Annotated in this window: 16 protein-coding genes; 3 read left to right on the forward strand and 13 right to left on the reverse strand. The window is 65.6% G+C overall.

Annotated elements, in window-relative coordinates:
* Positions 1 to 41: 41 nt before the first annotated feature.
* From FK527_RS05670 to FK527_RS05705, 8 genes are all read right to left on the reverse strand, one after another.
* On the reverse strand, positions 42 to 665 hold the full coding sequence (locus FK527_RS05670) for a DUF502 domain-containing protein (protein ID WP_144730930.1): 624 nt from the start codon (positions 663 to 665) through the stop codon (positions 42 to 44).
* Between the two features lie 10 nt (positions 666 to 675).
* Positions 676 to 1008, reverse strand: a complete 333-nt coding sequence (locus FK527_RS05675) for an FmdB family zinc ribbon protein (protein WP_144730932.1) — start codon at positions 1006 to 1008, stop codon at positions 676 to 678.
* Between the two features lie 92 nt (positions 1009 to 1100).
* Positions 1101 to 2666 (reverse strand): ubiquinone biosynthesis regulatory protein kinase UbiB, encoded by a 1566-nt coding sequence (ubiB, locus tag FK527_RS05680; RefSeq protein WP_144730934.1) that lies wholly within the window; start codon positions 2664 to 2666, stop codon positions 1101 to 1103.
* Positions 2663 to 3217 carry a hypothetical protein gene (locus FK527_RS05685; RefSeq protein WP_144730936.1) on the reverse strand — a complete coding sequence of 185 codons (555 nt, stop codon included), beginning with the start codon at positions 3215 to 3217 and terminating at the stop codon, positions 2663 to 2665. Before FK527_RS05685 ends, ubiB begins: the two co-directional genes overlap by 4 nt.
* A gap of 62 nt (positions 3218 to 3279) precedes the next feature.
* Positions 3280 to 4275, reverse strand: a complete 996-nt coding sequence (locus FK527_RS05690) for a Tim44 domain-containing protein (RefSeq protein WP_144730938.1) — start codon at positions 4273 to 4275, stop codon at positions 3280 to 3282.
* Between the two features lie 56 nt (positions 4276 to 4331).
* Positions 4332 to 5063 (reverse strand): bifunctional demethylmenaquinone methyltransferase/2-methoxy-6-polyprenyl-1,4-benzoquinol methylase UbiE, encoded by a 732-nt coding sequence (ubiE, locus tag FK527_RS05695; RefSeq protein WP_144730940.1) that lies wholly within the window; start codon positions 5061 to 5063, stop codon positions 4332 to 4334.
* A gap of 188 nt (positions 5064 to 5251) precedes the next feature.
* Entirely contained in the window at positions 5252 to 5713 is a 462-nt protein-coding gene (locus FK527_RS05700) for an HIT family protein (protein ID WP_144730942.1), read from the reverse strand.
* Complete coding sequence (locus FK527_RS05705; protein ID WP_144730944.1) at positions 5710 to 9672, reverse strand: DUF3683 domain-containing protein; 3963 nt, start codon at positions 9670 to 9672, stop codon at positions 5710 to 5712. Before FK527_RS05705 ends, FK527_RS05700 begins: the two co-directional genes overlap by 4 nt.
* A 218-nt stretch (positions 9673 to 9890) precedes the next feature.
* On the opposite strand from FK527_RS05705, the gene FK527_RS05710 reads away from it, so the two are divergent.
* On the forward strand, positions 9891 to 10259 hold the full coding sequence (locus tag FK527_RS05710) for a DNA-binding protein (RefSeq protein WP_144730946.1): 369 nt from the start codon (positions 9891 to 9893) through the stop codon (positions 10257 to 10259).
* Entirely contained in the window at positions 10256 to 10783 is a 528-nt protein-coding gene (locus FK527_RS05715; protein WP_144730948.1) for an RES family NAD+ phosphorylase, read from the forward strand. The genes FK527_RS05710 and FK527_RS05715 overlap by 4 nt, the downstream gene beginning before the upstream one ends.
* 492 nt (positions 10784 to 11275) lie before the next feature.
* On the opposite strand, the gene FK527_RS05720 is transcribed toward FK527_RS05715, so the two are convergent.
* The 3 genes from FK527_RS05720 to FK527_RS05730 all read right to left on the reverse strand — a co-directional run bounded on the left by FK527_RS05720 (position 11276) and on the right by FK527_RS05730 (position 18426).
* A complete protein-coding gene (locus FK527_RS05720; protein ID WP_144730950.1) occupies positions 11276 to 12754 on the reverse strand; it encodes a glutamate synthase subunit beta in 1479 nt (492 codons plus the stop codon).
* 61 nt (positions 12755 to 12815) lie between these two features.
* Positions 12816 to 17546 (reverse strand): glutamate synthase-related protein, encoded by a 4731-nt coding sequence (locus tag FK527_RS05725; RefSeq protein ID WP_144730952.1) that lies wholly within the window; start codon positions 17544 to 17546, stop codon positions 12816 to 12818.
* A gap of 142 nt (positions 17547 to 17688) precedes the next feature.
* Positions 17689 to 18426: a transposase gene (locus tag FK527_RS05730; protein WP_144730954.1), complete on the reverse strand. Its 738-nt coding sequence runs from the start codon at positions 18424 to 18426 to the stop codon at positions 17689 to 17691.
* Positions 18427 to 18561: 135 nt separating this feature from the next.
* Between FK527_RS05730 and FK527_RS05735 the strand changes: the two genes are divergently transcribed.
* On the forward strand, positions 18562 to 19674 hold the full coding sequence (locus FK527_RS05735; RefSeq protein ID WP_144730956.1) for an S-(hydroxymethyl)glutathione dehydrogenase/class III alcohol dehydrogenase: 1113 nt from the start codon (positions 18562 to 18564) through the stop codon (positions 19672 to 19674).
* A 69-nt stretch (positions 19675 to 19743) separates the two neighbouring features.
* On the opposite strand, the gene FK527_RS05740 is transcribed toward FK527_RS05735, so the two are convergent.
* Together FK527_RS05740 and FK527_RS05745 are read right to left on the reverse strand one after the other, a co-directional pair.
* Complete coding sequence (locus FK527_RS05740; RefSeq protein ID WP_144730958.1) at positions 19744 to 20655, reverse strand: class I SAM-dependent methyltransferase; 912 nt, start codon at positions 20653 to 20655, stop codon at positions 19744 to 19746.
* An 86-nt stretch (positions 20656 to 20741) separates the two neighbouring features.
* Positions 20742 to 21920, reverse strand: coding sequence for a deoxyguanosinetriphosphate triphosphohydrolase (locus FK527_RS05745; RefSeq protein WP_144731112.1), 1179 nt, complete (start codon positions 21918 to 21920; stop codon positions 20742 to 20744).
* Positions 21921 to 21970 lie beyond the last annotated feature (50 nt).

Genomic DNA, 21970 nt, shown 5'->3' on the forward strand with positions numbered 1-21970 from the left:
CGCAGCGGGCGCATTAAAGACATCGGGAAAAGGAAAACGGATCAGTGGGGCGCTTCGAGCGCAGGATCGGTCGGCGGCGCGACCACGCCCATGGAGATGATGTATTTGAGCGCCACGTCTATGCTCATGTCGAGCTCGATGCACTCGCTCTTGCGCACCATCACGAAGTAGCCGCCCGTGGGGTTGGGCGTGGTGGGCACATAAACGCTCACATACTCGTCACGCAGATAGGCCGCCACCTCGCCGCTGGGCGCACCGGTGATGAAAGCCAGCGTCCACACGCCTTCGCGCGGCCACTGCACCAGCGCCGCGGTGCGAAAGGCGTTGCCGCTTTCGGAAAACACCGTGTCCGACACCTGCTTGACGCTCGAATAGATGGAGCGCACGACGGGGATGCGGCTCACGATGGCGTCGCCCCATTGCACCAGCTTGCGCCCGGCGAAATTGCTCGTCGCGGCGCCGACGAGCAGCAGAATCAGCAGCGTGAGCAGCACACCGAAGCCCGGAATGTGCAGACCGATCAGCCGGTCGGGCTGCCAGGTCTCGGGCAGGATCAGCAAGGTCTGGTCGAGCGTGCCTACGATCCAGTGCAGCACGGCCAGCGTAATCGCGGCCGGCACGATGACCAGCAGGCCGGTCAAAAACCATTTGCGCAAGGCAGCCATGCGCGGGTCTTCAGGCTTGCGGCGCGGCAGCGGCGGGTGCAGTGCAGCCTGCGCAGGCTGCCCCGGCAGAAGCACCGTCTTTGCCAGACTCGGCAGTCGCGCAGGCCGCGCCCTCTGCCGCGGGTTCGCTCGCCGGCGCAGATTTGCCCGCGCCCTTGCCGCTGTCACGGAAGTCGGTCGCGTACCAGCCCGAGCCCTTGAGCTGAAAGCCCGCCGCCGTCACCTGCTTGGTGAGAGTAGCCGCGCCGCATTCCGGGCACACGGTGAGCGGCGCATCGGAGATTTTTTGCAGCACGTCCTTGGTATGGCCACAAGTGCCGCATTTGTAGGCGTAGATAGGCATAGCGTTGTTGGAGGAAGTGGAATGCAAAACTCCCAATTATAGGCAGGGGTGCTTTTTGCAATATCCGTGCGATGCCAGCCGCCGCACGCGGCTCAAAACAGGCGCATCCGCACCAGCCACTGCATCAGCAGCAGCCCCAGCACGAAACCGAGCCCGCCGTAGATCAGGCTTTGCAGCAGGCGGTTCGTGCGCTTTTGCGCTTCGAGCAGTTCGCGCACCAAGGGCGTCGGCTCGGTGCGGCGCTGGCGCAAGTATTGGTGCAGCAGCAGCGGCAGCTCGGGCAGCAGCTGCGCGTAGTGCGGCGCTTGCGCGCGCAGCTCGCGCCACAGGCGCTGCGGGCCCATTTGCTCGAGCATCCATTTTTCGAGGAAAGGCTTGGCCGTGCTCCACAAGTCGAGGTCGGGGTCAAGCTGGCGCCCCAGGCCCTCGATGTTGAGCAGGGTTTTTTGCAGCAGCACGAGCTGCGGCTGGATTTCGACGTTGAAGCGCCGCGAGGTCTGAAACAGGCGCATCAGCACCATGCCGAGCGAGATTTCCTTGAGCGGGCGGTCGAAATACGGCTCGCACACGGTGCGGATCGCCGCCTCGAGCTCGTTCACGCGCGTCTCGGGCGGCACCCAGCCGCTTTCGATGTGCAGCTCGGCCACGCGCTTGTAGTCGCGCCGGAAAAAGGCTGTGAAGTTCTGCGCGAGGTATTCCTTGTCGAATTCGGTGAGCGTGCCGACGATGCCGAAGTCGAGCGAGATGTAGCGCCCAAAGCTCGCCGGATCGAGGCTGACCTGGATGTTGCCGGGGTGCATGTCGGCGTGAAAAAAGCCGTCGCGAAACACCTGCGTGAAGAAAATCGTCACGCCGTCGCGCGCCAATTTGGGGATGTCCACGCCCGCCGCGCGCAGGCGTTCGACCTGGCTGATGGGCACGCCATGCATGCGCTGCATCACCATCACCTCGGGGTGGCAGTAGTCCCAGACAATCTCGGGGATCAGCACCAAATCGAGCCCGGCCATGTTGCGCCGCAGCTGCGCGGCGTTGGCGGCCTCGCGCACGAGGTCGAGCTCGTCGTGCAGGTAGTTGTCGAACTCGGCCACCACCTCGCGCGGCTTGAGGCGCCGGCCGTCGGCCGACAGGCGCTCGACCCAGCCAGCCATCATGCGCATGAGGCTCAGGTCTTTTTCGATCACCGGCAGCATGCCGGGACGCAGCACCTTCACAGCCACCTCGCGCTGCTGGCCGGTGCGGTCGCGCAACGTGGCAAAGTGCACCTGCGCGATCGAGGCGCTGGCCACGGGAACGCGCTCGAACTGCTCAAACACCTCGGCGATGGGGCGGCGGAACGCGCGCTCTATGGTCGCCACGGCGACGTCGGCGTCGAACGGCGGTACGCGATCCTGCAAGAGCGCGAGCTCGTCGGCGATGTCGGGCGGCAGCAGGTCGCGCCGCGTCGAGAGCACCTGGCCGAACTTGACGAAGATCGGCCCCAGCTGTTCGAGCGCTTCGCGCAGGCGCTGGCCGCGCGGCCTGTCCAGCTGCCGCCCCAGCGTCAACGCCCGCGCGAGCCCGCGCAACCAGGGCTTTTGCAGACCATCGAGCAACAGCTGGTCGAGGCCATGGCGCCATACCACCCAGACGATGGTCGCGCCGCGCGCCCAGTGTTTCATGGGTTGGTGGGCGAAGAAACGGCCGCCGGCGCGCTGCGCGCCGCGGCAAACTGGCGCAGCGCCTGCGCCGCGCGGCGCGCGACATCGCCCACGACATGCGCGGGCGCGTCGCCGATGAAGCGTGCGAGGTCTTCTTCGAGGTCCCAGCGCACGTGATCGACGAGCCAGTTGATCTCCGCCGCGAGCTGCACGTCACCCTCTATGCGCAGCGGCGGCTTGTCGCCGCGCAGCGCCGTCTGCGCGAGCACGAGCGGCGAGGGCTCGGTGATTTCCAGGTGCAAATCGGGCTCGGCCTGCGCGGGTGCGAGGTCGAGCAGCCCTGCGGGCGTGACGCCGAGCGCGAGCACATACGCACGCCAGCGCAGCTGCGCCACGCGCCCGCGCTGGCGCACGAGGCGCTCCATGGCCTCGGGCTCCTGCATGAGCACGTGGTTGAGCAGCAGCACCACGCGGTGCTGCACCTCATGCACGAACCACTGCGGCGCCTGTGGGCCGGCGGCGAAACGCTCGAACAAACCATCGAGCACAGAAGATGGAGAAGGTATTGCCATGGCTGGCGATTATGGCTGCGCCGCCGCGCACAAGCGCTACAGCAGGCGCATAGCGGCAAGAATCACTGCAGCGCCTGCACTCCCGCGACCAGCCAGCCGGTAGTGCCCGACTTGGGCTTGGTCATGTTCCAGACTTCGCGGAACGGGCTGGGGCCGGCCGAGGGCTCCTCGCGGATCATGCCCGAGAACTCCACGCTGGCCATGTAGCCGTCACCCAAGTCTTCGATGCCCAGCAACTGCGCCTCGAGCATGAGCACGTCGGTCTGGTTGGGCTGGCTGGATTGGCTGTTGCGATGTGCCTCGCGTTCGGCGAGCTGGGCGCGGATTTCGGCGAGCATTTCGTCGGTCATCATGGAGCGCAGCGTGGCAATGTCGGCGCGATCCCACGCGGCCTGCAAGGTGGTGAAATTGCGCTTGGCCGCGGCCAGAAAGCCCGCGACGTCGAAGCCCTCAGGAACGCCCCAGTTCTGTGAACCGGAAAGCGCCGAGCCTATGACCACGCCCGAATTTTGCGCAGCTTGGGGCGCATTCGCCGCCTCGAAAGCCGTGCCGCTGCGCTCCCAGGGGCGCGCCGAGGCATCGTTGCCGACCTTGGCGGGGTTGTATTGCGCCGGCGCTTGCGCAGCCGCGGGCGAGCCCGCACCCTGCAAGGCCCAGCGCGAGGGGTTGCCGGCCGGGCGCGGGCGCATGAACATGCGCAGCACCGCGAAGGCCACGAGCACGAGCAGCGCGATCAACAGAAATTGCCCCATCTCGGCCCCGAGCCCGAGCGAGTGCGCGAGCCAGGCAAGGCCCAGGCCCGCTGCGAGGCCGCCGAGCATCGCGCCCCAGGGCCTCTTGGGAGCGGCGGCCGGAGTCGGGGCGGTGTTCGGCGCAGCGTTGGGCGCCGCTGCAGGCTTGGCGGGCGCAGCTTGGCCGGGGCTTTGCGGCGCGGCGTAGCGCTGCGTGACATTGCTCGACTGTTTGCCCGCCGAACGCCCGCCACCCAGGCGTGCGGCGTCGGCGTTGGCATGTGCGGCAGCCAGGGCCAGCACCAGAATCCAGGACCAGAGTTTCATGTTCATCGTCTCCATCGGTTGCGTCGTTGCGGCAGTCGTAAAAATGGTTCAGCCTCTCAGCACTTGATTCCAACATGCAAGGCCACGATGCCGCCCGTGAGGTTGTGATAGTCCACATGGCCAAAGCCATTTTGTTGCATCAGGGCTTTGAGCTCCTCTTGCCCCGGGTGCATGCGGATCGATTCGGCCAGATAGCGGTAGCTGGCCTCGTCGCCCGCCACCCACTTGCCCAGGCGCGGCAGCACCTGGAACGAATACCAGTCGTAGAGCTTTTCGAGCGGTTGCGCCACCTTGGAAAACTCCAGCACCAGCAGCTTGCCGCGCGGCTTGAGCACGCGGCACATCTCGGCCAGGGCGCGCTCCTTGTGCGTCATGTTGCGCAGGCCGAAGGCAACACTCACGCAATCGAACTGCGCGTCGGCAAAGGGCAACTGCTCGGCATCGCAGACCAGCGTGGGCAGCACCACGCCGGCGTCGAGCAGGCGGTCGCGCCCGGTGCGCAGCATGGCTTCGTTGATGTCGGTGTGCACCACGCGGCCCGTGGGCCCCACTTTTTTGGCGAACGCCAGCGCCAGGTCGCCCGTGCCACCCGCGATGTCCAGCACCTGCTGGCCGGGGCGCGGGTTGGCCACCATCACGGTGTAGGCCTTCCAGGCGCGGTGCAGGCCCACGGACATGAGGTCGTTCATGAGGTCGTAGCGCGGCGCGACCGCGTCGAACACGCCACGCACGCGGCGCGCCTTTTCCTGCTCCTCGACCGATTCGAATCCAAAATGGGTAGTGCTCATGGGACGGGCATGTTAGGCGCTCTGCCGCGCCGCGTACAGAGACAACCCTGCACCGGCACCGGACATAGCGACAATTCGTTGCAAAAAGGGGCCATAGAGCGCGAGTGGCAAGCGCTGGCAGCTATTGATTTCGATGCGGATGGGCAGCGCAGGAAATTCCGCGCAAAACCAATGCGGCGCCCGGCACGTCAGGCTAGGCACTGCGCCAGCCGCGCCGCCATGTCCTGCTCGAGCGCCGCGCGCCGTGCCAGCAGCGCGGCCTCGTGCTCGGGCGCACGCGCACGCAGCGGCTGCGCCCAGACGGGGCCAGGGAAGTGGCTGTCCCAGGCGAAGCGCGCGATCACGTGCCAGTGCAGGTGCGGCACCTGGTTGCCGAGCGCGGCCAGGTTGATCTTGGTGGGCGCAAGGTGCGCGCGCAAGGCTTCCTCGACCAGGGCCACGGCCTGCATGCAGTGCGCGCGCTGCGGGGGCTGGAGGTCGGTGAACTCGGCCACGTGCGCATTCCAGACCACACGGTAAAAGGCCGGAAAGCCCGGTTCGTCGGCGCGGATCACGCGTAGCTGCGCGCCGCGCCAGACAAGCGCACCGCCCTCCTCTGTGCACAAGCCGCAGGCCGCGCGGGCGGCATCGGACGCAGCATGGCTGCTCATACCAGCACCCGCTCGATCCCGCCCTGGTTCGCGCGCTCCACGTACTCGGGCAGCCAGTTTTCGCCGAGGATGGCGCGCGCCATCTCGATCACGATGTAGTCCGCCTCGAGCAGGCCGTTTTGCAGATCGTCCTGGTAGCGGCTCAGGCCCTGCAGGCAGCTCGGGCAGCTCGTGAGGATTTTGAGGTTGCCGCTCTGGGTCACGGCGCCGGCGCCGGCGCCCGACTCCTGCATGCGCGCACGCAACTGAGCTTCGCCTTTTTGAATTTCTTCCTGTTTGCGAAAGCGCACCTGTGTGGCCACGTCGGGGCGCGTCACGCCCAGCGTGCCCGATTCGCCGCAGCAGCGCTCGCTCTTGAGCACCTGTTCGCCAAGCAGCGACTTGACGGTCTTGAGCGAATCCTGCAGCTTCATCGGGTTGTGGCAGGGCTCGTGGTAGAGGTAGGCGTTGCCGCCCGGCAGGGTGATGCCTTTTTCGAGCAGGAACTCGTGGATGTCGATGATGCGGCAGCCGGGGAAGATCATGTCGAACTGGTAACCCTGCAGCTGGTCGTAGCAGGTGCCGCAGCTCACCACCACGGTTTTGATGTCAAGGTAGTTGAGCGTGTTGGCTACGCGGTGGAACAGCACGCGGTTGTCGGTGATCATCTTCTCGGCGCGGTCGAACTGGCCGCTGCCGCGCTGCGGATAGCCGCAGCACAGGTAGCCGGGCGGCAGCACGGTCTGCACGCCTGCGTGCCACAGCATGGCCTGCGTGGCCAGGCCCACCTGGCTGAACAGGCGTTCGGAGCCGCAGCCGGGGAAGTAAAACACCGCCTCGGTATCCGCCGTGGTGGCAGCCGGGTCGCGAATGATGGGGACGTAGTTCTTGTCCTCGATGTCGAGCAGCGCGCGCGCCGTCCTCGTGGGCAGGTTGCCGGGCAGCTTCTTGTTCACGAAATGGATCACCTGCTCGCGCAGCGGCGCCGTGCCCACGGTGGCGGGCGGGCGCGCGGTCTGCTTGCGCCCCAGGCTGCGCAGCGCATCGACGGCCAGGCGCTGCGCCTTGAAGCCCCAGTTCACCATGGCGCCGCGCAGCAGCTTGATGGTGTCGGGGTTGGTGGCGTTGAGCATGGCCATGGCCAGCGCATTGCCGGGGCGCCAGCTTTTTTGTCCCATTTTGCGCAGCAGGTTGCGCATGTTCATGGTGACGTCGCCGAAGTCGATCTTCACCGGACACGGCGCGAGGCACTTGTGGCATACGGTGCAATGGTCGGCCACGTCCTCGAACTCCTGCCAGTGCTTGATCGAAATGCCGCGGCGCGTCTGCTCCTCGTACAAAAAGGCTTCGATCAGCAGCGAGGTTGCAAGGATTTTGTTGCGCGGGCTGTAGAGCAGATTGGCGCGCGGCACGTGCGTGGAGCACACGGGCTTGCACTTGCCGCAGCGCAGGCAGTCCTTGACGCTGTCGGCGATCGCGCCGATGTCGCTTTGCTGCATGATCAGCGACTCGTAGCCCATGAGGCCGAAGCTCGGCGTGTAGGCGTTGGTCAGGTCGGAATGCAGCACCTCGGCGGGCGCCGGATTTTGCGCAGAATTCTGAGCAAAATTGGCATATAGCGCCCGTCCATCCTGCGCTAGCAGCTCCTGATTACGAAGCAGCTTGCCGCGGTTGAAATGCCCTTGCGGATCGACCTTTCGCTTGTATTCGGCAAACGGGCGCAGCTCCTCGTCGGTCAGGAACTCGATCTTGGTGATGCCTATGCCATGCTCACCCGAGATCACACCGCCCAGGCTGCGCGCAAGCCGCATGATGCGCGCAACGGCCTCGTGCGCGGTCTGCAGCATCTCGTAGTCGTCGCTGTTCACGGGGATGTTGGTGTGCACGTTGCCATCGCCCGCGTGCATGTGCAACGCCACCCACACGCGGCCCTTGAGCACGCGACTGTGAATGGCCTCGACTTCGTCGAGGATGGGCTGGAACGCTGCACCCGTGAAAATCGCCCGCAGCGGTGCGCGCAGCTGCTTTTTCCAGCTCGCGCGCAGGCTGTGGTCTTGCAGCTGCGCAAACAAGGTATCGATGTCGCGCAGCCACTGCTGCCACTGCGCGCGCACCTCGGCGATCAGCGCGAGCGCCTGCGCCACGCGGTCTTCGAGCAGCTCGGCGGGCGGAATCTCGCCCGCCTCGTCGCTGCGGCCCAACGGCAGGTCGCCGCGCGCAAAAAAGGCTTCGAGCGCGTCGCACAGCTTGATCTTGTTGCGCAGCGACAGCTCGATATTGATGCGCTCTATGCCGTCGGTGTATTCGGCCATACGCGGCAGCGGAATCACCACGTCTTCGTTGATCTTGAAGGCGTTGGTGTGGCGGCTGATCGCGGCCGTGCGCTTGCGGTCGAGCCAGAACTTCTTGCGCGCCTCGGGGCTTACGGCGACAAAGCCCTCGCCCGCGCGCGAATTGGCGATGCGCACGACCTCGCTGGTGGCGCGCGCCACGGCGTCCGGGTCGTCACCTGCGATGTCGCCGAACAGCACCATCTTGGGCAGCCGCCCGCCGTGCTTCTTGCTCTTGGTGGCGTAGCCCACGGCCTTCAGATACCGGTCGTCGAGGTGCTCCAGCCCCGCGAGCACCACGCCCGAGCGCTTTTGCTCGGCGAACATGAAGTCCTTGATCTCGACGATGCTGGGCACGGCGTCGTGCGCATGGCCAAAAAACTCCAGGCACACCGTGCGCGTATGCGCCGGCATACGGTGCAGCACCCAGCGTGCACTCGTAATCAGCCCGTCGCAGCCTTCTTTCTGCACGCCCGGCAGGCCCGCGAGGAACTTGTCCGTCACGTCCTTGCCCAGCCCCTCCTTGCGGAACACCGCGCCGGGAATTTCGAGCTGCTCGGTGCGCACGGGCGTCTTGCCGTCGGCCGCGAAGTAACGCAGCTCGAAGCACGCCACGTCCACGTCGTGGATCTTGCCCAGGCTGTGCCCAACGCGCGTGACTTCCAGCCACTGCGCCTGCGGCGTCACCATGCGCCAGCTCACCAGGTTGTCGAGCGCCGTGCCCCACAGCACGGCCTTCTTGCCGCCCGCGTTCATCGCGATGTTGCCGCCTATGCACGAAGCCTCGGCGCTGGTCGGATCGACCGCAAACACCAGCCCCGCACGCTCAGCCAGATCGGCCACGCGCTGCGTGACCACGCCGGCCTCGGTCCACACCGTGGGCACCTCGCGCTCCAGCCCCGGCAGGCGCAGCATCTCCACGCCTGACATGGCCTCGAGCTTTTCTGTGTTGATCACCGCACTCAGCGGCGTGAGCGGCACCGCGCCGCCGGTGTAGCCCGTGCCGCCGCCACGCGCAATGATGGTCAGGCCCAGCGCTATGCAGCCTTGCACCAGCGCGGCCATCTCGGCCTCGGTGTCGGGCGTGAGCACGACGAACGGATATTCGACGCGCCAGTCGGTCGCGTCGGTCACATGGCTCACGCGCGAGAGCCCGTCGAACTTGATGTTGTCGCGCGCCGTATAGCGCCCCAGCGTGCGCAGCACCTTGCGGCGCAACTGCACCGCCTGCGCAAGCTGCGCATCGAAGCGCACCACGGCCTGCGCCGCCGCCTGCACGAGCTCGCCCACCATACGGTCGCGCTCGGCGTCCTCGCCCGGCGTGCGGCGCTTTTCGACCTCGGCCAGGCGGTGCCGCAGCGCATCCACGAGCAGCTTGCGCCGCGCCGGGTTGTCCATCAGGTCGTCTTGCAGGTAGGGATTGCGCTGCACCACCCAGATGTCACCGAGCACCTCGTAGAGCATGCGCGCAGAGCGCCCCGTGCGCCGTTCCTTGCGCAGCTGATCGAGCAAGCCCCAGGCTGCCGAGCCGAGCAGCCGGATCACGATCTCGCGATCAGAGAACGAGGTGTAGTTGTAGGGGATTTCACGCAAGCGAACGGCCTCGCCAGCCTGCGCCTGCAGTTGCGTCAACGCAATCGGAACGTTCATGGAGGATAGACCTGGAGCGGACGCCAAGCGCCCATGAGCTTCGGGGTGCAAATTCTATGCGAGGGGGTTTGCCGGCGCCGGCGGCAGCGCAGCCGCCGTAGGGCTTGTGGGGTTGTCGAGAAAGAGGGCCGCGGGGTAGAGAAAGAGGGCCGCGGGGTATTTTGTGCATAGATTGTGCTTAAAATGTTCAATATGCCCACATCTCACAGAAATTCCCCATGACAGCTATCCTCTCCGACATTCTCGAATCGGCGCGCGAGCCCGGTACGTCGCGGTTTTCCGCCTCGCGCATTGCCAGCATTCTCGGTCTACAGCAGCAGGAACTGGCCGAGCTGGCCGGGGTGCATCGCAACACACTGCGCATTCATCCCGAATCGCCACGGCTGCAATCCGTGCTACGCGATCTGATGCGGGTGCTCTCCGCCGCCACGGCGATGGAGCCAGACCCGCAGCGAGCCATCTTTCTCATCAAGAACGAACCCATCCCCGCCTTCCGCCACAAGACCCTGCTGCAATTGGTGCAGGAAGGCCGGGCGGAGGACGCGATCGACTACCTGGAGTCGGTCAGCGCTGGGTTCGTCGGATGATTCTTCACGACCTACCACCCGGAACCCCGCTGTTCCGGGCGCACGCGCCGCAATGGGCCAGCCGGCCCGTGAGCGGCGAAGGTGCGGCGCGCAAGGGCGGGCGCTTCAATCGGCCTGGGGTTGCAAGCTTGTACCTGTCGCTGGACGAATTGACGGCGCTGCGCGAATACCAACAGACGTCGCCGTTCCTGCCGCCCTGCACGATGTGTTCGTACACGGTGGCGTTGCGCGACTTGGTTGATCTGCGCCAACTTCACCGTGGTGATCCGTGGGACGACCTGTGGCACGACTGGCGCGAGGATTGGCGACTCTTGAAGCTGGAGCAACACATCGAGCCGCCAACCTGGGTGCTCGGCGATCTCGTGCTGGCCCGCGGCCACACTGGCATTCTGTTTCCGAGCCAAGTGCATGACGGCGGGGTCAACGTCATGGTGTATATAGACCGGCTTCAAGGCGCGAACACCATTGAAGTCAACGACCCTGATCGCCGACTGCCCCAAAACCAATCCAGTTGGACGCGCTGACACCCGGCGCAAACAATGCCGCGTAGCGCCCGAATGGGCGATTTGCGGGGGCCGAGCCCGGCCGTATCAACGCGGCAAGTCGCTCGAACCCATCAGATAGGCATCAACGGCACGTGCCGCCTGGCGGCCCTCGCGCGTCGCAGGCGGCCAGCCTGCGACCTCCCATCACGCCCGAATGGGCGATTTGCGAGGGCCGAGCCAGACCGTATCAACGTGGCAAGTCGCTCGAACCCATCAGATAGGCATCGATGGCGCGTGCGGCCTGGCGGCCCTCGCGCGTCGCAGGCGGCGAGCCTGCGACTTCCCATCACGCCCGAATGGGCGATTTGCGAGGGCCGAGTCCGACCGTATCAACGTGGCAAGTCGCTCGAACCCATCAGATAGGCATCGATGGCGCGGGCGGCCTGGCGGCCCTCGCGCGTCGCAGGCGGCGAGCCTGCGACTTCCCATCACGCCCGAATGGGCGATTTGCGAGGGCCGAGTCCGACCGCATCAACGCGGCAAGTCGCTCGAACCCATCAGATACGCATCAACGGCACGTGCGGCCTGGCGGCCCTCGCGAATCGCCCACACCACCAAACTCTGCCCCCGCCGCATGTCGCCCGCGGCGAACACCTTGGGGACGTTGGTCGCGTAGCCGCCCTGCTCGTCGGTCGTGGCCTTGGCGTTGCCGCGGGCGTCTTTTTCCACACCGAAGGCGTCGAGCACGGTGGACACGGGGCCCATAAAGCCCATGGCGAGCAGCACGAGGTCGGCGGGATAGACCTTTTCGGTGCCGGGCACTTCGACCATCTTGCCGTCTTTCCATTCGACGTGCACCGTCTTGACGCCCGTGACCTTGCCCTTTTCACCGAGGAATTCCTTGGTGGCGATGGCGAATTCGCGCGTGCAGCCTTCTTCGTGGCTGGAGCTCGTGCGCAGCTTGATCGGCCAGTAGGGCCAAACCAAGGGTTTGTTTTCTTGTTCGGGCGGCATGGGCATGAGCTCGAACTGCGTCACGCTCGCAGCGCCGTGGCGGTTGCTGGTGCCCACGCAGTCGCTGCCGGTGTCGCCGCCGCCGATCACGATCACGTGCTTGCCGTCGGCGCGGATCTGGTGCTTGAGCTTGTCGCCTGCGTTGACCTTGTTTTGCTGCGGCAAAAACTCCATCGCGAAATGGATGCCGTCGAGCTCGCGCCCGGGCACGGGCAGGTCGCGCGACTGTTCGGCGCCGCCGGTGAGCAAGATGGCGTCGAAGTCTTGGCGCAACTGCTCGGGCGTCACCGTTTCTTTGGCGCAGTTGAGAATTTTGGCGCCCTTGCCCAGCCCGTCCTTGGGCGCGCCCACGAACACGCTGGTGCGCACCTGCACGCCCTCGGCCTGCATTTGTTGCACACGCCGGTCGATGTGCGATTTTTCGAGCTTGAAGTCGGGGATGCCGTAGCGCAGCAGGCCGCCCACGCGGTCGTTCTTTTCGAACAGGGTGACATCGTGCCCGGCGCGCGCGAGCTGCTGTGCGGCGGCGAGGCCCGCGGGGCCTGAGCCTACGACGGCGACTTTTTTGCCCGTCTTGCGCGCGGGTGGCTGCGGCTGCACCCAGCCCTCGGCCCAGGCGCGGTCGATGATGGCGTGCTCTATGCTCTTGATGCCGACAGGGTCATTGTTGATGTTGAGCACGCACGCAGCCTCGCAAGGCGCGGGGCAGATGCGGCCGGTGAACTCGGGGAAGTTGTTGGTGCTGTGCAGCACCTCGATCGCGCGCTGCCATTGGCCGCGATAGACCAGGTCGTTGAAGTCCGGGATGATGTTGTTGACCGGACAGCCGCTGTTGCAAAACGGTGTGCCGCAGTCCATGCAGCGTGCGCCTTGCACCTTGGCTTCTTCTTCATTGAGGCCGATGACGAATTCGCGGTAGTGCTTCAAGCGCTCGGCAACGGGGCGGTAGCCTTCTTCGAGCCGCTCGTATTCCATGAAGCCGGTGATTTTTCCCATGTTGGTGTCCTTGTGCAGAGGGTGGGGTGCGAACCGGCCCGAACGTGCGGGCCGGTTGCAGTCACTTGGCGCTCACCGCTTCCTTTTTAGTAGCTGCTTGCGCTTGCTTTGCGGTCTCTTCGAACGCTTTTCGCTCATGAATTTCAGCCAGCGCGCGGCGGTACTCGGTCGGGAAGACCTTGACGAACTTGCCGCGTGCGACGCTCCACTGGTCGAGCAGTTCGCGTGCGCGCTTGCTGCCGGTCCAGCGGTTGTGCTCTTCGAGCAGCTTCTTGAGCTGCGCCTCGTCGGTCTGGCCGCGGTGCCAGATGGCGCGCGGCATGGTCGCGAGCTGCTCCTCGCTGGGCAGCACGCGCTCGAGCGTGACCATGGCCAGGTTGCAGCGGCTGGCAAACTGGCCATCCTCGTCATAGACATAGGCCACGCCGCCGCTCATGCCGGCCGCAAAGTTGCGCCCGGTCTTGCCAAGCACCGCCACGGTGCCGCCGGTCATGTATTCGCAGCCGTGGTCGCCCGTGCCTTCGACCACGGCGGTGGCGCCCGACAGGCGTACGGCAAAGCGCTCACCCGCGACACCGCTGAAGAAAGCCTCGCCGCTCGTGGCGCCGTAGAGCACGGTGTTGCCGACGATGATGTTGCGCGTGGCCTCGCCGCGGAAGTCCAGGCTCGGGCGCACGACCACGCGCCCGCCCGAGAGGCCCTTGCCCGTGTAGTCGTTGGCGTCGCCGATCAGGTACAGCGTGATGCCGTTCGTGAGGAAGGCGCCGAACGATTGCCCGCCCGTGCCTTCGAGCTGGATGCGGATGGTGTCGTCGGGCAGGCCCTCGGGGTGCACGCGCGTGACGGCGCCCGAGAGCATTGCACCCACGCTGCGGTTGACGTTGCGCACGGCCTCGATGAACTGCACGCGCTCGCCTTTGTCGATGGCCGGGCGGCTGCGCTCGATGAGGCGGCGATCCAGCGTGTGCTCGATGTTGTGGTCTTGTACCTCGCAATGGCGGCGCGGCACCGCGGCATCAACGGGCGGCTGCGCGAACAGGCGGCTGAAGTCCAAACCGCGCGCCTTCCAGTGCGCAATGCCCTGGCGCATGTCGAGCAGGTCGGTGCGGCCCACGAGTTCGTCGAAGGTACGAATGCCGAGCTGCGCCATGATCTGGCGTGCTTCTTCAGCGACGAAGAAAAAGTAATTGACCACGTGCTCGGGCTTGCCCGAGAACTTTTTGCGCAGCACCGGGTCTTGCGTGGCGACGCCCACGGGGCAGGTGTTGAGGTGGCACTTGCGCATCATGATGCAGCCCTCGACGACCAGCGGCGCGGTGGCAAAGCCGAACTCGTCGGCGCCGAGCAGCGCGCCTATGACCACGTCGCGCCCGGTCTTCATCTGGCCGTCGGCCTGTACGCGGATGCGTGCGCGCAGGCGGTTGAGCACCAGCGTCTGCTGCGTCTCGGCCAGGCCGATTTCCCACGGACTGCCCGCGTGCTTGATCGAAGACCAGGGCGAGGCGCCCGTGCCGCCGTCGTGTCCGGCGATGACCACGTGGTCGGCCTTACACTTGGCCACGCCCGCGGCGATCGTGCCCACGCCGGTTTCGCTGACCAGCTTGACGCTGATGCTCGCGTGCGGGGCGACGTTTTTGAGGTCGTGGATGAGCTGCGCCAAGTCCTCGATCGAATAGATGTCGTGGTGCGGCGGCGGCGAGATCAGGCCCACACCGGGCACGCTGTGGCGCAGCTTGCCGATGTAGTCACTCACCTTGCCGCCGGGCAGCTGGCCGCCTTCGCCGGGCTTGGCGCCCTGCGCCATCTTGATCTGAATCTGATCGGCACTCGTGAGGTATTCCACCGTGACGCCGAAGCGCCCCGAGGCCACCTGCTTGATGCGGCTGCGCAGGCTGTCGCCGTCCTGCAGCGGCAGATCGACTTCGACGTTCTCGGCGCCGATGATGCTCTTGAGCGTGTCGCCCTTCTTGATCGGGATGCCCTTGAGCTCGTTGCGGTAGCGCGCCGGGTCTTCGCCGCCCTCACCAGTGTTGCTCTTGCCGCCGATGCGGTTCATGGCGATGGCCAGCGTGGCGTGCGCCTCGGTGCTGATCGAGCCCAGCGACATCGCGCCGGTGGCAAAGCGCTTGACGATCTCGCTCGCGGGTTCGACCTCGTCGATGGGGATGGCCTTGGCCGGGTCGATCTTGAACTCGAACAAGCCACGCAGCGTCATGTGGCGCCGGCTCTGGTCGTTCACGAGCTGCGCGTATTCCTTGTAGGTGTTGAAGTTGTTCGCGCGCGTGCTGTGCTGCAGCTTGGCGATGGTGTCGGGCGTCCACATGTGCTCTTCGCCACGCGCGCGCCAGGCGTATTCGCCGCCCGCGTCGAGCATGTCGGCCAGCACCGGGTCGTCGCCGAAGGCGGCCTTGTGCATGCGGATGGCTTCTTCGGCGATCTCGAACACGCCTATGCCTTCGACACGGCTCGCCGTCCCTGTGAAGTATTTGTCTATGGTTTCGCTGTTGATGCCAATGGCCTCGAAGAGCTGCGCGCCGCAGTAGCTCATGTAGGTGGAAACGCCCATCTTGGACATGATCTTGGACAGCCCCTTGCCCACGGCCTTGATGTAGTTGGCGATGGCCTTTTCGGCCGAGAGCTCGCCCGGCAGCTCTTTGTGCATCTCGGCCAGGGTTTCGAGCGCGAGGTAGGGGTGCACGGCTTCGGCGCCGTAGCCGCCAAGCACGGCAAAGTGGTGCACTTCGCGTGCCGAGCCGGTTTCCACCACCAGACCCGCCGAGGTGCGCAGGCCCTCGCGCACCAGGTGCTGATGGATGGCAGAGAGCGCGAGCAAGGCCGGGATGGCCACCTGCGTGGGACCCACGGCGCGGTCGCTGATGATGAGGATGTTGGCACCGCCCTGGATCGCATCGACGGCCTGCGCGCACAGCGAGGCGAGCTTGGCTTCGACGCCCTCGCGCCCCCAGGCCAGCGGGTAGCTGATGTCTATGACGCGGCTCTTGAACTTGCCCTGCGTGTGCTTTTCGATGTCGCGCAGCTTGGCCATGCCGGCGAAGTCGAGCACGGGCTGGCTCACCTCAAGGCGCATGGGCGGGTTGACCTGGTTGATGTCGAGCAGGTTGGGCTTGGGGCCGATGAAGCTCACGAGCGACATCACGATGGCTTCGCGGATCGGGTCGATCGGCGGGTTTGTCACCTGCGCGAACAGCTGCTTGAAGTAGCTGTAGAGCGGCTTGTTCTTGTCGGAGAGCACGGGCAGCGGGCTGTCGTTGCCCATGGAGCCCACGCCCTCCTCACCGTTTTGCGCCATGGGCGCGAGCAGGAATTTGAGGTCTTCCTGCGTGTAGCCGAAAGCCTGCTGGCGGTCAAGCAGCGCGACATTCGACACCGGCGGCTTCGCCGCTACGCCACCGCCCACGTTGTCGAGCTTGATGCGCAGGTTTTCGATCCACTGCTTGTAGGGCTTGGTGTTGACGATGTTGGCCTTGAGCTCCTCGTCGTCGATCATGCGGCCCTGCTCGAGGTCGATCATGAACATCTTGCCCGGCTGCAAGCGCCATTTGCGCACGATTTTGTTCTCGGGCACGGGCAGCACGCCCGACTCCGAGGCCATGATGACCAGGTCGTCCTCGGTGATGCAGTAGCGCGAAGGGCGCAGGCCGTTGCGGTCCAGCGTGGCGCCGATCTGGCGCCCGTCGGTGAACACGATGGAAGCCGGGCCGTCCCAGGGCTCGAGCATCGCCGCGTGGTATTCGTAAAAGGCGCGCCGGCGCTCGTCCATGGTCGTGTGCTGCTCCCAGGGCTCGGGAATCATCATCATCACGGCCTGGCTGATCGGATAGCCGGCCATGGTCAGCAGCTCCAGGCAGTTGTCAAAGGTGGCGGTGTCGGACTGGCCCGCAAAGCTGATCGGGTAAAGCTTTTTGAGGTCGGGGCCGAGCACGGGCGAAGCCATCACGCCCTCGCGTGCCTTCATCCAGTTGTAGTTGCCCTTGACGGTGTTGATCTCGCCGTTGTGCGCTACGTAACGGTACGGGTGCGCGAGCGGCCACTCGGGAAAGGTGTTGGTCGAAAAGCGCTGGTGCACCAGGCCCAGCGCCGAGATGCAGCGCTCGTCTTGCAAATCAAGGTAGTAGGTGCCCACCTGATCGGCCAGCAGCAGACCCTTGTAGATCACGGTACGGCTGCTCATGCTGGGCACGTAATACTCTTTGCTGTGCTTGAGGCCCAGCGCCTGGATGGCCGCGCTCGCGGTCTTGCGGATCACGTAGAGCTTGCGCTCGAGCGCATCCTGCACGATCACATCGCTGCCGCGCCCTATGAACACTTGGCGCAGCACCGGCTCCTTGGCGCGCACCGTGGGCGACATGGGCATGTCGTGGTTCAACGGCACGTCGCGCCAGCCCAGCAGCACCTGGCCTTCGGCCTTGATGGCGCGCTCCATTTCCTGCTCGCACGCGAGGCGCGAGGCGTGCTCTTTGGGCAGAAAAACCATGCCCACGCCGTATTCGCCCGCGGGCGGCAGGTTCACACCCTGCTTGGCCATCTCCTCGCGGTACAGCGCGTCGGGGATCTGGATCAAGATGCCCGCGCCGTCGCCCATGAGCTTGTCCGCGCCCACGGCGCCGCGATGGTCGAGGTTTTCCAGAATCTTGAGCGCCTGGGTCACGAGCCCATGGCTCTTCTCGCCCTTGATGTGCGCCACGAAGCCGACGCCACAGGCATCGTGCTCGTGCACGGATGAATACAAACCCTGTTGTTGCAAATGCAGTGCCTCGGCAGCCGAAGTCATGGCGCACTCCTCAAATTTTTAGCAAGGGCTGCAAGATTAGTGCATTGCAGCAATCGCGGCAACAAGAATAATTGGGGTCAGATTCCAATTATCTGGCGATTTTTTTATCTTCGATTTATTTGGGGACACATCAAAACAATAGCTACGAGCGCTCATCAGATGGCCCATTCAAGCCATTTCTACGCACACCCTCGTGCATGCGCACCGGGCGCCCCGCCTTGGAGCGAACGACGCGCCGCGGCGATTTTTTTTGCAACTCGGCCAAAAAATCACCCTCCCCCAGCGCCCAGCCGCGCAGCGTGGCATCCGTGAGCGCGCTTTGCTGCGCCGCACTGATGCCGGCCTGCACCAGTTCGGCATAAGCCGCCTCGCGCGCAAATGGCGTGTTGCCAAGTTCCCAATAGAGGGCGTGCGGCGTCACCAGCCTGTCCTGGCGCAAGCCCACGTAATGCGCGTAACTTGACCAGGGCCACTCACCTGGCTGTGCCGCCATGCCCGCGCGCACGGGGTTCAGGTCTATGTACGCCATGCAGGCAAGCAAATAGCGTTCCGACTCGATCATGGTGCTGCGGTAGCGGCCCTCCCACAAGGTACCCGTGCGACCGTGGCGCCGGTTGAAGTAGCGCACGTAGCTGCGGCCCAGGGCTTGCATCATCAGCGGCAGCGCCTGCTCGGTCGCAGGCGTGGCCAGCAGGTGAAAGTGGTTGTCCATGAGCACATAGGCGTGGAGCTCGACGCCGAATTTCTGCGCGTTCTCGGCCAGCAAACCGAGCATGTGCTCGAAATCGCTGCGATCGACAAAAATGCGCTGGCGGTTGTTGCCGCGCTGGATCACGTGGTGCGGGTAACCGGGCAAGGTCAGACGGGGAAGGCGGGCCATGGCGTGTCCGAAAATTGGAATCTGACCCCAATTAAATCAGAACTTCGGAGTCCGTCCGGAAATTGGAATCTGACCCCAATTATTTTGGGTGCTGATTACAATGCCCCTCCCCATGTCCTCCGAGGAGAAACGCCCATGAAATCCCGTGCCGCCGTGGCCTTTGAAGCGGGCAAGCCGCTGCAAATCGTAGAGATCGATGTCGCCCCGCCCCGCAAGGGCGAGGTGCTGGTCAAGATCACCCATACCGGCGTGTGCCACACCGATGCCTTCACGCTCTCGGGCGATGATCCTGAAGGCGTGTTTCCTGCCGTGCTGGGCCACGAGGGCGCGGGCATCGTGGTCGAGGTGGGCGAAGGCGTGACCAGCGTCAAGCCGGGCGACCACGTGATTCCGCTCTACACCGCCGAATGCGGCGAGTGCCTGTTTTGCAAGAGCGGAAAAACCAACCTGTGCGTGGCCGTGCGCGCCACGCAGGGCAAGGGCCTGATGCCCGACGGCACGGCGCGCTTTTCCTACAACGGCCAGCCCGTCTATCACTACATGGGCTGCTCCACGTTCAGCGAATACACCGTAGTGGCCGAGGTGTCGCTTGCCAAGATCAACCCCGCGGCCAACCCCGAGCAGGTGTGCCTGCTGGGCTGCGGCGTGACCACGGGGCTGGGCGCCGTGAAAAACACGGCCAAGGTGCAGCCCGGCGACAGCGTGGCGGTGTTCGGCCTGGGCGGCATCGGCCTCGCGGTGGTCCACGGGGCGCAGCTCGCGGGTGCGGGGCGCATCATCGCGGTGGACGCAAACCCGGCCAAGTTCGAGCTGGCGCGCACCTTCGGCGCAACCGACTTCGTCAACCCCAGGGATTACGACAAGCCCATCCAGCAGGTCATCGTCGAGATGACCGGCTGGGGCGTGGACCATAGCTTCGAGTGCATAGGCAACGTGCAGGTGATGCGCGCGGCGCTCGAATGCGCACACCGCGGCTGGGGTCAGAGCGTGATCATCGGCGTGGCCGGCGCGGGGCAGGAAATCAGCACCCGCCCCTTCCAGCTCGTGACCGGCCGCAAGTGGATGGGCACGGCCTTCGGCGGCGTCAAGGGCCGCTCAGAGTTGCCGGGCATGGTCGAGGACGCGATGGCCGGCAAGATCCGGCTCGCTCCTTTCGTCACCCACACCATGCCGCTGACCGAGATCAACCACGCGTTCGAGCTCATGCACGAGGGCAAGTCGATCCGCAGCGTGGTGCACTACGACTGACGCTGACGGCGAGGCTTTCGGGCGGCGCGAGGCCACGCGGCACCACCCTTTCGGGCCATTTCGCTGCCGTCAATCAGGGATGCGAAAGCGCGCGCCCAGCGTCGGCTCGAGCCCGAATTCGGCCAGGATGGCGTGCAGGCGTTCGGCGGCGCTGCGTTTTTTCTGCCCGGTGTAGCGCGCGATGATGAGTTCGTTTTTCAGGCTGTGCTCCCAGCCTACGAGTTCGGTCACGGTGACCTGGTAGCCGCTGGCTTCAAGGCGCAGGCAGCGCAGCACGTTGGTGAGCTGGCTGCCGAATTCGCGCGTGTGCAGCGGGTGGCGCCAGAGTTCTGCCAAGGGCGTGCGCGCCAGGTGCAGCGCCTTGTCGTGGCGCAGGCAGGCGGCCAGCTCGGCCTGGCAGCAGGGCACGAGCACCATGGCGCGCGCCTTTTTTTGCAGGCCGAAGTCGATCGCGTCGTCGGTGGCGGTGTCGCAGGCATGCAGCGCCGTGACGATGTCGATGCGCTCTGGCAGTTCGGCAGCCTGCGCCGACGCAGCCGCCGAGAGGTTCAAAAAGCGCATGCGCTCGAAGCCCAGCCGCTGCGCAAGGGCGCGCGATTTTTCGACGAGTTCGGGGCGCGTTTCTATGCCATAAATCCACCCCCGCCCAAGCTCTTTGAAATACAGGTCATAGAGGATGAAGCCCAGGTACGACTTGCCCGCGCCATGGTCGGCCAGCGTGGGGCCGTGCACGGGGTCGTAGCCGTGCTCGGCGCAGTCTTGCAGCAGCGGCTCGATGAAGTGGAACAGGTGATAGACCTGCTTGAGCTTGCGCCGCGCGTCCTGGTTGAGCCGCCCTTCGCGCGTGAGGATGTGCAGCTCATGCAGCAGCGCGATCGACTGCCCGGGGCGCAGTTCGGACGCATCGAGGGCTGTGTCTGTGGTGCCCCGGCGCTGGGTTGGCGGCGCAGGGGGTTTGCGTTGCGACCTTGGTATGTTCATGGCGTGATTCTGCACCGTGCACATGCGGCGGCAGTCGCGCCGACGCCGCGCATGCGCAGCCGGCGATGCCAAAGTTCGACAGACTCCTAATCCGCCACAAGCCAGCGCTCCCCGGTCAGGCGCCGGTGCTCGCGCAGCGCGAAACGGTCTGTCATGCCGGCGATGAAGTCGGCCACGGCACGCGCCCGCGCCGCCGCGTCGCCTTGCAGGGCGCGCTGCGCAAAGCCGGGCTTCATCTCTGCGGGGCGCTCCAAATAGGCAGCAAAGAGCCCCTGCACCACGCGCTGCGCGCGCCCCGTGGTTTCGACGACTTGCGGGTGGCGGTACAGGTTTTGGAACAAAAAGCGCTTGAGCGCCGCCGACTGCGCGCGCATGTCTGCGCTGAAGCGCACGAGCGGCGTGGCCTGGGCGCGCACTTCTTGCACGCTCGCCACTCCTGCGCTGGCCAGCGCGGACTGCGTCGCGTCGATCACGTCGTACACCTGCGCGCTCAGCATGCGGCGTGTGGCTTCGTAGAGCAGACGCCGCTGGCGCGCGGGCGCCTGCAGCTGCGGGTGTTCGGCGAGCGCCTGCGCCATGAACTGCGCGAATAACGGCACCTCGGCCACCTGCGCGAGCGTGATCAGGCCCGAGCGCACCCCGTCGTCGATGTCGTGTGCGTTGTAGGCGATCTCGTCGGCCAGGTTGCACAGCTGCGCTTCGAGGCTGGGCTGCGCACGGCGCAAAAAGCGCGCGCCCACGCCGCCGGGCTCCTGCGCTTCGAGCTGCTGCGCATGCTCTAGCGAGCAGTGCTTGAGGATGCCCTCGCGCGTCTCGAACGTCAGGTTGAGCCCGTCGTAGTCGGGGTAGCGTTCTTCGAGCCAATCGACCACGCGCAGGCTCTGCAGGTTGTGCTCGAAGCCGCCCCAGGCTTGCATGCAGCGGTGCAGCGCATCCTGCCCCGCGTGCCCGAAAGGCGTGTGGCCCAGGTCGTGCGCGAGCGAGATCGCCTCCACCAGGTCTTCGTGCAGGCGCAAAGAACGCGCAATCGAACGCCCGAGCTGCGCCACTTCGAGCGAATGCGTGAGCCGCGTGCGAAACAAGTCGCCCTCGTGGTTCAAAAACACCTGCGTCTTGTAAACCAGGCGCCGGAACGCCGTCGAGTGCACGATGCGGTCGCGGTCGCGCTGGTACTCGTTGCGCGTGGGTGCGGCGGGCTGCGGGTAACGCCGCCCGCGCGAATGCGCCGGGTCGCAGGCGTAGGGGGCAAGCGCTGAATTTTGAATCAAATCGGCCTCTAGCCCTTATGTAGCAAGCGCAAGCAGCTATCGATAAT

This window comes from Extensimonas perlucida (assembly GCF_007655255.1).
GTDB lineage: Bacteria > Pseudomonadota > Gammaproteobacteria > Burkholderiales > Burkholderiaceae_C > Extensimonas > Extensimonas perlucida.